Source organism: Catellatospora sp. NPDC049609 (assembly GCF_040675365.1).
Taxonomy (GTDB): Bacteria; Actinomycetota; Actinomycetes; order Mycobacteriales; family Micromonosporaceae; genus Catellatospora.
In genome coordinates, this window is the sequence record NZ_JBFAOU010000032.1 from 45,454 (window position 1) to 57,530 (window position 12,077).

Sequence of the window (12,077 nt, forward strand, 5' to 3'; positions counted from 1 at the left end):
GGACGCGACCTCCTGCTTGGGGTGGTGTGCTGTCACTCTCGATTAAGGTCAGCCTACGTCGGCGGTAGGGAATCGCGGTGACACGGCCCCCCCGTCAAAACCGTGCTGAACGTGATGAACGCGACAGCATGATGCGGGACGGGTCGCGCACATCACTGACCCGTCCCACAAAGTGGCACGTTCGCGCTAACCCGTGAATGACGTCCCGTTCCAGCTGAACACCGAGGTCCGGCTCGTCTCATTCAGCCGCCCGTGGTCGACGGTCAGCTCGCCCGGTGCCACGCTCCAGGGCCCGACCAGGTAATCCTCCGCCGCGGTGGGCACCCGGGCCAGCGCGCGCCAGCCGTCCGGCGCCAGGTCGAACAGCACCAGGTGCTGGCTCGGCTGCACGTCGGCCGTCCCGCCGGGGGTGTCGTCCACCGCACACGCCACCAGCAGCAGCAGGTACGGCGGCCGGGCCGGGTCGAGCCGCGCCAGGTGCGGGCCGTTCGACGGCGCGCCCGGCACCAGGCTCCACTCGCGGTCCCCGGCGTCGGCGATGCCCTCGGCGTCGAACACCGGCCGCACCTGCCCGGTGGGCGGCGGCAGGTCGTTGCAGCGCAGGTCCGCCGCCACCGGCGTCAGGTCCAGGCGGCGGCCCTCCACCGTCGGCAGCACCGGCGGGTACGCCGCCGACACGTCCACCCGCGCGAACGCCGTGCCGGTCCACCGGAAGCCGTACGCCAGCCCGACCGGGTAGTCGGCGGGGTCGCCGAACCGGTCGTACATCTCGGAGTAGATCACCTGGTCGGCGATCCACGTCGCGGCGTGGCCCGGGCCGCGCTCGCCCACCCAGCCCAGCGCCCGCAGCCGCCCGTCCGCCTCCCGGGTGACCGCCAGCAGGTGGGACTTGCCGTCGCCGCTGTCCTCCTCGCTGCCCCAGCACGAGGCCCCCAGGACCGCCTCGGCCGCCCCGTCGCCGGTCAGGTCGCCGTAGGCGACGTCGCGGACGTCGAGCTGGATGCGCGGGTAACCGCTCGGGGCCGCCACCGGCTCGACACCGCCCTGCGCGCGGGGCGGGTACGTGCGGAAGGTGAGCCGCCCCGCCGGGCAGCCCGGCGCGGCGGGGACGGTGACGGTCGCGCGCCGCCAGTCGGTCCTGAGGATCGGATCGCCCGGGGCGACCGTGGTCACCGGCGCCGGGCTGGGCGGGGGCGCGCTCGGCAGCGGGGTCGCCGACGGCGCCGCGCTCGGGCTCGCGCTCGGGCTCGGGGTCTGCGCGGGCGGCACCGGGCCCGGCCAGACCGGCCCGACCACCCGTACCGCGAACACCGCCACCAGCGCGCAGGCGGCGGCCGCCGCGGCGGCCAGCGTGCCGTTGCGCAGGCGGCGGCGCCGGTCCCCGCGCAGCCGCACGGTGTCCGGCGGCACCGGCTCGCCGCCGCGCGAGTGCTCGCCGAGCAGCGCCGCCAGCTCGCCGCGGCCGCGGTGCAGCCAGGACTTGACGGTGCCCGCGGGCACGCCCATCTCCCGCGCGACCTCGCTCACCGGCAGGTCCACCAGGTGGTGCAGCACGATCGCCTGGCGCTGGTCCATGGGCAGCGCGCGCAGCGCGGCCACCAGCGCCACGTGCTCCGGATCGGCCGGCGCCACGTCCGCCGGGCGCTGCTTGACCAGGTGCGCGGCGGCCACCCGCAGGTTGCGCCAGCGGGAGCGGGCCAGGTTGACGGTCACCCGGTAGACCCACGCGCCGGGGTTGTCGTAGCCGGAGATGTCGGCCCAGCGCTGCCACGCCCGGCAGTACGCCTCCTGGGCGAGGTCCTGCGCCTCGCCGCGGTCACCGGTGAGCCCGAACGCGACGGCGACCGTGCCGGCGAAGTTGGCCCGGTAGAAGGAGTCGAAGTCGGTCGCGGCCAGGGCACGCCGATCGGCGGGCCGCTGCGCCCGCAGCGGCACCGACCGTGGTTGCGGGGCGGGCATCGTCATGCAGGGTCACACACCATGCCCCGCCGTCCGGTTGCATGAATCCCAACCGTTATCCCCAGCGGTTACGCTGCCGTGGTGGACGGTTACCTCGACGCGTACGCGACGGTGGCGCTGCTGCTGCTGGTGGGTGTGCTGATCATCGGTGGGGCGTTCACCGCCAACCGCCTGCTGCGCCCGTCGCGGCCCAACGCGGCGCAGGGCAAGCTCGACACGTACGAGTGCGGCCTCGATCCGGTCGAGGGCGGCTGGGCGCAGATGCAGATTCGTTATTACATCTACGCATATCTGTATGTGCTGTTCGCGGTCGAGGCGGTGTTCCTGTTCCCGTGGGCCGTCGTGTACGCCCGATCCGGCTTCGCGGTCGTCGTGGAGATGGCGATATTCGTGGCCGTGCTGGCGTTGGGCCTGCTCTACGCGTGGCGCAAGAACGCGCTGCGGTGGGCGTGACCCGTTCCGGACGGCTCCTTACCGGCCGGTAATGAGCCGGAAAGCCCGCGTTTCACGGGCCGGACAGCTCGGGTGGCAGGGTCGCGCTGAAGCGCCAGTCGTGCCACGATCGTGGGCATGGGCAACCTGCTGCTGCTGATCGTCGTCGCGCTCACCGTGGGCGCCGTGGTGTTCGGGGTGATGACGCTGGTCACCGGGGGTGACCCGGGCCTGGCGCCGGCCGAGCCGGACGAGCGTGCGACACCGTTGCCCGCCGACCGCCCGCTCGTTGAGGGCGACGTGTCCCGGGTGACTTTCGACCCGACCTGGCGTGGCTACCGGATGGCGCAGGTCGACCAGACGCTGCGCCGGTTGGCGTACGACATCGGCTACAAGAGTGAACTGATCCAGGTGCTGGAGGCGGAGGTCACCGCGCTGCGCGAGGGCCGCCTCGACGACGCCGACACGCTGGCCCGTGCCCGCGCCAGCGCGCTGGGCCAGGTCACCGGCGTCGAGCCGGTGCCGGTTCTCGCCGCCGCCGCCGACGCCGAGGGGACCGTCGACGGCGACCCGGCCGAGCCGGTGGCCGTCGCCGAGCCGGAGCTGTCCGAGCAGCCCGCCGACGAGACCGACGGCCGCGAGCCGGACCACGAGACCGACGCGCCCCACGCTGTGACGGACCCGGCCGCGGCCGGCGAGCCGGTCCGGCGGTGACGGCGCCGGACCCCGCGGCACCGGGCGCAGGCGAGGTCACCGCCACGGTGATCGTCGCCGCCCCCGCCGAGCGCGTGTTCGCGGCGTTCACCGCGTGGGAGCGCCAGGGCGACTGGATCCCGCTCACCAAGGTGCGCGTGATGGAGGGCGACGGCGGCGAGGGCACCGTCATCGAGGCGGTGACCACGGCCGGCCCGGCCGTCCTGCGCGACGAGATGCGCGTGGTCAAACTGGACCCGCCGTACGAGGTGCGCGTAGTCCACCAGGGCCGGGTGCTGCGCGGCCCCGGCGTCATGCGCTGCACTCCCATGGGCGGCGACCGCACCCAGGTCGTCTGGCACGAGTGGTTCCACCTGCCCGGCGGCGCCGCCGGTCGCGTGGCCTGGCCGTTCCTGTGGCCCGGCTCCAAGCTGAGCCTCAAGCAGGCCTTGAAACGCTTCGCCCGCCTGGTCGAGGCCGGCCGCCTTCCCTGACCCCCGCCACGCCCCGTTGATCGTCCGACCTGCCTGGCACATGGGCGTATCCTGAGCGCGCTTTCGCCCAGGTGCCTGGCAAGTCCAGTGATCTAGAGGGGGCGCTTCGGTTCGGCAGGCGACCAGCCGGGGCCGCGGAACAGGGTGCCGAGCCACTGGCTCACCCGGCGGGTACGCAGGTCGCGGAGGATCGCGGCGTACTCGTGGTAGGCCACGCGCAGCGGGTTGTGGGTGGTGATGTTCGTGGTGAGGCCGTACACCGGGCGCTCGGTCTCCGGGGCGAACGAGCCGAACATCCGGTCCCAGATGATCAGGATGCCGCCGTAGTTGCGGTCCAGGTAGCTGCCCTGCGAGGCGTGGTGCACCCGGTGGTGCGACGGGGTGTTGAAGACGAACTCGTACGGCCGCCACATCCGGTCGATGCGCTCGGTGTGGATCCAGAACTGGTAGAGCAGGTTGATGCCGCCGCAGAACGCGGTGATCGCCGGGTGCACCCCGAGCGCCGCCAGCGGCAGGTAGAACATGAAGCCGGTGAAGCCGGTCCAGGACTGGCGCAGCGCGGTCGACAGGTTGAACGCCCGCGACGAGTGGTGCACCACATGCGACGCCCACAGCAGCCGGATCACGTGGTGACCGCGGTGCGACCAGTAGTAGCAGAGGTCCTGCGCGATCAGGAACAGCGGCAGCGCCCACCAGGCGAACGGGATGCGCAGCGGCGTCAGCTCGAAGACCGCCGCGGTGGCCAGGCCCGTGCCGAGTCCCCAGAGCACGTCCCAGCCGAGGCTGCCCAGGCCCATGCCGATGCTGGTGGCGCTGTCCTTGAGCCCGTATCCGATCTCGTCGTCGTCGGGATGGAACCAGTAGGACACCCGTTCGAGGACCATGAGCAGAATGAACAGCGGCACCGAGTACAGCACCACCGGGGGGAAGTCCGGGAGCTCCATGGGTTCCGAAGGCTATTCGCGTTCGAGTGAGGGGACAAGAGGGTGAACGACCTCATCGTCGGGGAGGACGGGCAGGCCCGCTGCGCGTGGGCGGCCAGCGCCCCGGAGTACCGCGAGTACCACGATCAGGAGTGGGGCACGCCGCTGCGCGGCGACGACGCGCTGTTCGAGCGGGTGAGCCTGGAGGCGTTCCAGTCCGGGCTGTCCTGGATCACGATCCTGCGCAAGCGGCCCGCGTTCCGCGCCGCGTTCGCCGGGTTCCACATCGCGTCGGTGGCCGCGTTCGGGCCGGCCGACGTGGACCGGCTGCTCGGCGACGCGGGCATCGTGCGCAACCGTTCCAAGATCGAGGCGACGCTGCACAACGCCCGGGTGGCCCTGGAGCTGCCGGGCGGGCTGAGCGCGCTGCTGTGGTCGTACGCCCCCGACCCGGCGCGGCGGCCGCGGCCCGCCACCCTCGCCGACGTCCCGGCGACCTCGGACGCGTCGAAGGCCATGGCCAAGGAGCTGAAGAAGCGCGGCCTGCGCTTCGTCGGGCCCACCACGGCGTACGCGCTGATGCAGGCCACCGGCATGGTCGACGATCACCTGGTGGGCTGCCACGTGGCCGCCAAGCGCCTGTGATGGGATGGACGGGTGCGTAGGGAGTGGCTGGTCAGCGTCGCGTTGCCGATCGAGGCGGAGTCGCCGGAGGAGGCCGTCCGCGAGTACTGGCGGTACGTCACCGAGCTCGGCCCCGACGAGCTGCCCGCCTACGTCTCGCCGTCGGGCGACGAGCTGCAGATGACGGCGTACGTCACCGACGGCGTCGCGCCGCTGGACCCGGAAGAGGACTGACCCGCCTCGCGACCGGACGCCGCTCGGCTGGGCACCCCGCTTTGCATAGACGTTGGCCTATCTGGATGAACTCGATCTACGAAAAGTCATCCAGATAGGCCAACGTCTATGGAAAAGCGGGGTCAGGCGCCGTGGAAGAGCGGCTTCTGCTTGTTGACGAAGGCGTGGGTGGAGTCGCGGTGGTCGGCGGTGCGGCCGGCGACGGTCTGGGCGGCCAGCTCGACGTCCAGCGCGTCGGCGAGGGTGCCGGTGGAGCCGTGGCTCAGCTCGCGCTTGATCTGGCCGTACGCGATGGTCGGGCCGGCCGCGAGGCGGGCCGCCAGCTCCTGCGCGGCGGGCAGCACCTGCTCGTCGTCGTCGACCAGCTTCGTGAGCAGGCCCAGCCGCAGCGCCTCGGCGGCGGGCACCGGCTCGGCCAGCAGCAGCAGCTCGGCGGCCTTCGCGCTGCCGACCATGCGGGGCAGGGTCCACGAGACGGCGGTGTCGGCGGCCAGGCCCACCCGGGCGAAGGCCATCAGGTACGACGTCGCCGGGCCGCCGATGCGCAGGTCGGACAGGAACGCCAGGCCCGCCCCGGCGCCCGCGGCCGCGCCGCGCACCGCGGCGATGACCGGCTTGGGCAGCTCGGCGAGGGCCAGCGCGAGCGGGTTGTAGTGCTTCTCCACGGTGTCCAGCGGCGCGTCCCCGCCCAGCGCGGCGATGTGCTCGCGCAGGTCCTGCCCGACGCAGAAGGCCCGGCCGGCGCCGGTCAGCACCACGGCCCGGCAGGCCGGGTCGCCGGCCAGCTCGAGGAACGTCTCCCGCAGCGCCTCCTTGAGGGCGACGTCGAGCGAGTTCAGCGACTCGGGGCGGTTCATGGTGACGGTGACGACGCCCTCGGCGCGGTCGACGAGCAGCGGTCCGGACATCAGCTCTCCCTGAGGCAGTGGTCGACGAAACGGTCGGCGGCGGGCCGCAGCCGGGCGGCCTGCCGGTCGAAGAAGGCGGCCGCGGCGGTGCCGGGCCAGTCCGCGGGCAGCAGCGAGGCGGGCAGCTGCGGGTCGCGGAAGAGGAACGCGCGCCAGGCGTGCACCAGGGCGCACCGGGCGGCGTACGCGGTGCGGTCGTCGGTGAGCCGGGTGACCGCGCCGACGACCGGCGTGAGCTGGGCCACGAACCCGGCGTAGGCGGCTCCGACCGCGGACACGTTCCACGCTCTCATGATCAGCTGCCGGGCGCCCGCATCCCCGCCGACGTGCGCGGCGGAGAACCGCTCGAAGCGCACCCCGGCGTCGGTGAGCAGCTGGTCCACCTCGCCGGCCGGGCGGGCGGCGAGCCACACGCCGGCCTCCAGGCGACCGTACCCGAGGAAGGTCAGGTCGCCGGTGAGCCGGTCGCGCTCGGCGCGGGCCTCGGGCGGGGTGACCACCAGCAGGTCGAAGTGGCCGTCCCAGGTGCTGCGGCCGGTGCGGTAGATGCGGGCGGCGGCCTCGTCGAGCCGGCGCACCGCGCGCGGGGTGAGCTGGTAGCCCGGTCCGGCCCCCAGGCGTACCGGGGAGAGCCAGCCTTGTCGCACCATGCGGGACACCGCGGTACGCACCGCCGGTGCGGCGATGCCGAGGGGCGCGAGCAGCCGGATGAGGGCCGCGATGGTGGCCCTGCCGCCACGTTGTCGCAGGTGATCGCCGTAGAGGTCGAATAGTGCGGAACGGGCCTGCATGAGGGGTGATTGTGACAGATGTGAACTCTGCTGGCGAGATGATGTCACACCGTGACCGGCCCGGTTTGGGCTTAGCGGAGTCCATCAGGGAAAATCATTGGTCGGCACCCGAACGTGTGGCCTCACCCAACCACACGGGGTGCCGGACGGCGTACGACGGTGCCGCGTCGCGCCGGCCGCGGGTTCGCGGCCGCGCGAGGTTTCGCCGGCGGAGCAGGCGGGGAGACCCGCCAAGTCTTGCATTCAACCCGGGTGCAGGTCTGGCAAGTCTGAGGGGAGACACACATGGCGGCGATGAAGCCGCGGACGGGCGACGGTCCGCTGGAGGTCACGAAAGAGGGCCGGGGAATCGTCATGCGCGTGCCGCTGGAAGGTGGCGGGCGGCTTGTGGTGGAGATGACACCGGACGAGGCCACCAACCTGGGCGAGGCGCTCAAGTCGGCCGTCGGCTGACGACGGGACCGGCCGGCGCTGGTGGGAAGTCGAGGCGGGCCGCCGTACGGGGCGGCCGCCGGGACCGGCCTCTGGCGTCCCCCCATCCCGGCCGCCCCACCCACCCCTCCCCGGCCCGGTGCCATGCCCCCGCATGGTCGCCGAGCCGTGCACACCCCCGCAGCACCATTCTCCTGACCAGCGGGAAACCACTCTCCGCCCCGATCCGCCGCGGCCACGGCGACCCCCACGGGGCGGAGCGCGCACACCTGCCTCCGTCGCGGCCGGCGCCGGAGGCGGCGCGGTAGGGTCAGGCGGTCGGCGGTGTGGACGCCCTCGGTACAGGCTGCGAAGGGGCAGGTAATGATCTCTATTCGACTGGACGCCGCGGCGGTCGCGGCGGGAGCCGTCGCGTGCCCGGTGGGCGCTCCCACGGGGGAGGCTGCCGTGGGCACGCCGCTCGCCGTGCTGCCCGCGGAGATCACTGCCGAGGTCGAGGCGTATCTCGCCGCCACCGAGCACAAGGGGGCGGCGGGCAGCGTCCAGGTGCTGCCGCGCCCGCTGCGCGAGCCCGCGAAGGTGCTGCTGGTCGGCGTCGGCGCGGGCGACGAGGCGGGCTGGCGCGCGGCCGGCGCGGCGCTGGCGCGTGCCGCCGCCAAGGAGCCGGCGCTGACCGTGCCGGTGCCCGCGGACCTGTCCCCGGCCGCCCTGCGCGGGCTGGCCGAGGGCCTGTGGCTCGCGTCGTACCGGTTCAGCGTGACCGAGGAGAAGCCCGAGAGCGCGCCCAAGCTGGCCGAGGTCGTCGTGGCGGCCGAGGCCACGCCCGAGCGCGAGTCGGCGCTCGCCACGGCCCGCACGGTGGCCGGGCACACCCGTTTCGCCCGCGACCTCACCAACACCCCGTCGCTGGTCAAGACCCCCGAATGGTTCGTACGCCAGGTGCGCGAGCGGGCCGGGGACGGCGTGACCGTGACCGTGCGCGACCGTGCCCAGCTGGAGGCCGAGGGCTTCGGCGGCATCCTCGCCGTCGGCGGCGGCTCCGTGCACGACCCGTGCCTGCTGGAGCTGACCTTGGCGCCGGAGGGCGCGACCCGGCACGTGGTGCTGGTCGGCAAGGGCATCACGTACGACACCGGCGGCATCGACATCAAGCCCACCGAGGCCATGCAGCTGATGCGCAAGGACATGGGCGGCGCCGCGGCCGTCGTCGGCGCGCTGCTGAGCGTCGCCGAGCTCGGGGTGCCGGTCAAGGTCACCGCGCTGGCCCCGCTGGCCGAGAACATGGTCTCCGGCTCGTCCTGGCGGCAGGGCGACGTCGTCACCCACTACGGCGGCCTCACCTCCGAGGTGCGCAGCACCGACGCCGAGGGCCGGGTCGTGCTCGGCGACGCCATGGCGTACGCCGTCAAGAACCTCGACCCGGACCTGCTGGTCGACCTGGCCACGCTCACCGGCGCGTCCCGCATCGCGCTGGGCAAGAAGACCGCGGCCCTGTTCAGCGGCAACGACGAGCTGATCGACGGCTTCACGGCCGCCGCGGCCGAGACCGGCGAGCAGGTGTGGCGCCTGCCGCTGGCCGAGGACTACGTCGCCGACGTGGCGTCCGACCTCGCCGACCTGGACAACGCGGCCGGCAACCCCGGCACCATCACCGCCGCGCTCTACCTGCGGGAGTTCGCCGGCAGCCTGCGCGACCGCTGGGTGCACCTCGACATGTCCTCGCCCGCCTGGTCGGCGTCCCCCGACGCCGAGCTGACCAAGGGCGCCACCGGCTGGGGCGTCCGCCTCCTCACCCGCTGGCTCACCACCCTCTGACCCAGGTAAGGAAGGGCACCTTCTTAACGCAATGCGTAGAGGAAGGTGCCCTTCTTCACGCCGGTGTCCTTCTGCGGCGGGTGGGCGGCGCCTTTGATCGCCGTTTCAGGTCGAAACCTTGAGTCTCACCGCACATCCGGACCAGAGACAGCGATCACCGCCCGAGCCGCGAGCCGCGAGCCGCGAGCCGCGAGCCGCGAGCCGCGAGCCGCGAGCCGCGAGCCGCGGGTCAGACGCGGACGGCGGCGAGCAGGCCCTCGCCGAGAGGGAGCAGGGCGGGCTGCCACAGGTCGCTGTCGCGCACTCCCTGCGCCAGCTCGCGCACCGTGAAGACGTCGCGCCCGCTGGTCAGCACGCCGTGCAGCACGACCAGGCCGCCGGGACGCAGCAGTCGCGCCGCCGCGTCGACGAAGGCGGCGTACTCGGTGGGGTCGGCGTCGACGAAGAGCAGGTCGTATGCCCCGTCCGCGAGCCGGGGGAGCACCTCCAGCGCCCGGCCCGTGATCACCCGCGCCCGCGAGGCGGAGAAACCGGCCTCCGTGAACAGCCGCCGGGCCATCCGCTGGTGCTCGGCCTCCAGGTCGATGGTGGTCAGCACGCCGTCGGCGCGCATGCCGCGCAGCAGCCACAGGCCGCTGACGCCGGTGCCGGTGCCGATCTCCACGACCGCCTTCGCCGCGCAGGCGCCCGCCAGCATGCGCAGGGCCGCGCCGACCGACGGCGCGACCGGTTGCAGGCCCACCTCGACGGCGAGCCCCCGCGCGGTCTGCGCGATCACGTCCTCCGGGACGTACGACGCGATGAAGTCGCCCGCGCTGCCGGCCTGGCGATGCAGCGTCGTCATTGATGCACCTTCCGCGAACAGTGAATTTTCACGTTGAAACCGTGCCATCCTGAAGCCGGGAACGGACGGAGGGCAGGTCAGTGACCGACGGCTGGGGTTTTCGCCGGCCGGATGACGACGACTGGACGGCAACGCAGCAGACGCCGCCGGCCGTCGCACCGCCGGCGTCGTTTTGGTGGTCTGATGCGCTCAACGATCCGTGGCGCGATCCGCACTCGCCGGTGGCGCTCGTGCCACCCGCCGAGCGCGTGACCGCGCCCGTGCCGGAGCCGTTGGCCGAGCCCGACCATACCCGAAGGCGTACGTTGTGGACAGTCGCCGGAGCGGCCGTCCTCGCGGGCGTACTGGCCGGGGTGCTCGGCGGGGCGATGGGCGTGCGCTTCAGCGATGACCGGCAGACCGCCCGCTCCGTGCTCGGCCCGACCGCCACGCCGCCGCAGCGCGCCCCCGAGTCGCTGGCCGCCGTGGCCAGCATGGTGCTGCCCAGCGTGGTCACGATCCGGGTGCCGGTGGACGGCGGCGTCTCGCTCGGCTCGGGCTTCGTGGCCAGCGCCGAGGGGCACGTCATCACCAACGACCACGTGGTAGCCGGCGGGTCCGGAGTGGCGAGCGTCATATTCGACGACGGCACCAGCTCGCCCGCCAAGGTCGTCGGTGCCGACCCCGAGTCGGACGTCGCCGTGCTGCAGGTGCAGCGCAAGGACGTGCGGCCCGCCCTGTTCGGCGACTCCGACGCGGTCGCGGTGGGCGACTCCGTCGTCGCCGTGGGCTCGCCGCTGGCGCTGCGCGGCACGGTCACCGCGGGCATCGTCAGCGCGCTGGACCGGCCCGTCGTGACCAGCGCCGATGACGGCGGGACCAGGTACTACGCCGCGATCCAGACCGACGCCGCGGTCAACCACGGCAACTCGGGCGGCCCGCTGGTGGACGCCGCGGGCCAGGTCGTCGGGATCAACGCGGTGATCAAGTCGATGGCGGGCAGCGAGGAGTCGGCGGGCAACATCGGCCTGGCCTTCGCGATCCCGATCAACCACGCCCGGCGCGTCGCCGAGGAGATCATCGCCGAGGGCCGGGCGCACCGCACCGTGCTGGGCGCGGAGGTCGAGGAGGCGTTCCGGGGACCCGCGGGCGGGGTACGGCTGGGCGAGGTCGTCGCCACCGGTCCCGCCGCCGAGGCGGGGCTGCGCCAGGGCGACGTGGTGACCAGCTACGGCGGCCGCCCGCTCAGCGAGCCCACAGACCTCATCGCACTTGTGCGGAAAACTGCACCGGGCGACGTGGTCCAGGTGGCGTACAAACGCGGTCCCACCAGCCATAACACCTCGGTGACACTCGTCGCTGACGCCGACTGAGGGGTGGCCCCTCCGGGCGTGCCGCACGTAGTCTTGCGACGTCGGGCACAGTCGGGAGGCAGCGGTGTTTGAGAATCTGAACAGCTGGGAGTTCATCGGGCTCCTGCTGCTCGCACTGTTGATCTTCGGGGAGCGGCTGCCCAAGGCCATCAGCGACGGCATGCGGATGCTGCGCAACCTGCGCTCCCTCGCCGCGAACGCCACCGGCGACCTGAGCAAGGAGCTCGGCACCGACATCAAGCTCGAGGATCTGAACCCCAAGGCGTTCATGCGCAAGCACCTGCTCAGCGAGGAGGACGAGGCGGCCCTCCGCAAGCCGCTGACCGGCCTCTACGACGACCTCAAGGGCGAGCTGAACAACGTCGGCAAGGTCGCCTCCGACGCCAAGGCCAACGTCAACGCCATGGCCACCGCCACCCCGAGCGGCTCCTCGTCGAGTCCGTCGGCCCCGACCCCCTCCCGCTTTGACGACGCCACCTGACCGTCAGGCCTGCCGCCGAACCGAGGTCTCGGGCTCACCGCCCTCCCCGCCTGCCGAGGCTCACCTGCGCAACTCGTGAAGACTCGCGGCCTCAG

13 protein-coding genes and 1 pseudogene are annotated in these 12,077 nt (G+C 73.1%); 9 read left to right on the plus strand and 5 right to left on the minus strand.

The window, feature by feature from the left end; all coding sequences use genetic code 11:
- Positions 1–186: 186 nt before the first annotated feature.
- Positions 187–1,965, minus strand: coding sequence for a SigE family RNA polymerase sigma factor (locus AB0J67_RS12375; protein ID WP_363480325.1), 1,779 nt, complete (start codon positions 1,963–1,965; stop codon positions 187–189).
- A 75-nt stretch (positions 1,966–2,040) separates the two neighbouring features.
- Between AB0J67_RS12375 and AB0J67_RS12380 the strand changes: the two genes are divergently transcribed.
- The 3 genes from AB0J67_RS12380 (at position 2,041) to AB0J67_RS12390 (ending at position 3,578) form a co-directional block, all read left to right on the plus strand.
- On the plus strand, positions 2,041–2,412 hold the full coding sequence (locus AB0J67_RS12380; RefSeq protein WP_363480327.1) for an NADH-quinone oxidoreductase subunit A: 372 nt from the start codon (positions 2,041–2,043) through the stop codon (positions 2,410–2,412).
- Between the two features lie 117 nt (positions 2,413–2,529).
- Positions 2,530–3,105: a DivIVA domain-containing protein gene (locus AB0J67_RS12385; RefSeq protein ID WP_363480330.1), complete on the plus strand. Its 576-nt coding sequence runs from the start codon at positions 2,530–2,532 to the stop codon at positions 3,103–3,105.
- Positions 3,102–3,578 carry an SRPBCC family protein gene (locus tag AB0J67_RS12390; protein WP_363480333.1) on the plus strand — a complete coding sequence of 159 codons (477 nt, stop codon included), beginning with the start codon at positions 3,102–3,104 and terminating at the stop codon, positions 3,576–3,578. The genes AB0J67_RS12385 and AB0J67_RS12390 overlap by 4 nt, the downstream gene beginning before the upstream one ends.
- 92 nt (positions 3,579–3,670) lie before the next feature.
- Here the strand turns inward: AB0J67_RS12390 and AB0J67_RS12395 are convergent, their stop codons facing one another.
- Complete coding sequence (locus AB0J67_RS12395; RefSeq protein WP_363480336.1) at positions 3,671–4,522, minus strand: sterol desaturase family protein; 852 nt, start codon at positions 4,520–4,522, stop codon at positions 3,671–3,673.
- 42 nt (positions 4,523–4,564) lie between these two features.
- On the opposite strand from AB0J67_RS12395, the gene AB0J67_RS12400 reads away from it, so the two are divergent.
- Both AB0J67_RS12400 and AB0J67_RS12405 read left to right on the plus strand, forming a co-directional pair.
- Positions 4,565–5,146 (plus strand): DNA-3-methyladenine glycosylase I, encoded by a 582-nt coding sequence (locus tag AB0J67_RS12400; RefSeq protein ID WP_363480339.1) that lies wholly within the window; start codon positions 4,565–4,567, stop codon positions 5,144–5,146.
- 15 nt (positions 5,147–5,161) lie between these two features.
- Positions 5,162–5,359, plus strand: a pseudogene (locus tag AB0J67_RS12405) (hypothetical protein); the annotation flags it as partial.
- 122 nt (positions 5,360–5,481) lie between these two features.
- Here AB0J67_RS12405 and AB0J67_RS12410 read toward each other — a convergent pair.
- Both AB0J67_RS12410 and AB0J67_RS12415 read right to left on the minus strand, forming a co-directional pair.
- Positions 5,482–6,267: an enoyl-CoA hydratase-related protein gene (locus AB0J67_RS12410; RefSeq protein ID WP_363480341.1), complete on the minus strand. Its 786-nt coding sequence runs from the start codon at positions 6,265–6,267 to the stop codon at positions 5,482–5,484.
- A complete protein-coding gene (locus AB0J67_RS12415; RefSeq protein WP_363480344.1) occupies positions 6,267–7,058 on the minus strand; it encodes a PaaX family transcriptional regulator C-terminal domain-containing protein in 792 nt (263 codons plus the stop codon). Before AB0J67_RS12415 ends, AB0J67_RS12410 begins: the two co-directional genes overlap by 1 nt.
- Positions 7,059–7,343: 285 nt before the next feature.
- Between AB0J67_RS12415 and AB0J67_RS12420 the strand changes: the two genes are divergently transcribed.
- Both AB0J67_RS12420 and AB0J67_RS12425 read left to right on the plus strand, forming a co-directional pair.
- Positions 7,344–7,511 (plus strand): DUF3117 domain-containing protein, encoded by a 168-nt coding sequence (locus tag AB0J67_RS12420; RefSeq protein WP_363480347.1) that lies wholly within the window; start codon positions 7,344–7,346, stop codon positions 7,509–7,511.
- A 342-nt stretch (positions 7,512–7,853) separates the two neighbouring features.
- Positions 7,854–9,305, plus strand: coding sequence for a leucyl aminopeptidase family protein (locus tag AB0J67_RS12425; protein ID WP_363480350.1), 1,452 nt, complete (start codon positions 7,854–7,856; stop codon positions 9,303–9,305).
- Between the two features lie 229 nt (positions 9,306–9,534).
- Here AB0J67_RS12425 and AB0J67_RS12430 read toward each other — a convergent pair whose 3' ends face one another.
- Positions 9,535–10,149 (minus strand): O-methyltransferase, encoded by a 615-nt coding sequence (locus tag AB0J67_RS12430; protein ID WP_363480353.1) that lies wholly within the window; start codon positions 10,147–10,149, stop codon positions 9,535–9,537.
- A gap of 305 nt (positions 10,150–10,454) precedes the next feature.
- Between AB0J67_RS12430 and AB0J67_RS12435 the strand changes: the two genes are divergently transcribed.
- Together AB0J67_RS12435 and AB0J67_RS12440 are read left to right on the plus strand one after the other, a co-directional pair.
- A complete protein-coding gene (locus AB0J67_RS12435; protein ID WP_363480356.1) occupies positions 10,455–11,501 on the plus strand; it encodes a trypsin-like peptidase domain-containing protein in 1,047 nt (348 codons plus the stop codon).
- A gap of 64 nt (positions 11,502–11,565) precedes the next feature.
- Positions 11,566–11,982, plus strand: coding sequence for a hypothetical protein (locus tag AB0J67_RS12440; protein WP_363480359.1), 417 nt, complete (start codon positions 11,566–11,568; stop codon positions 11,980–11,982).
- The last annotated feature ends 95 nt before the right edge of the window (positions 11,983–12,077 follow it).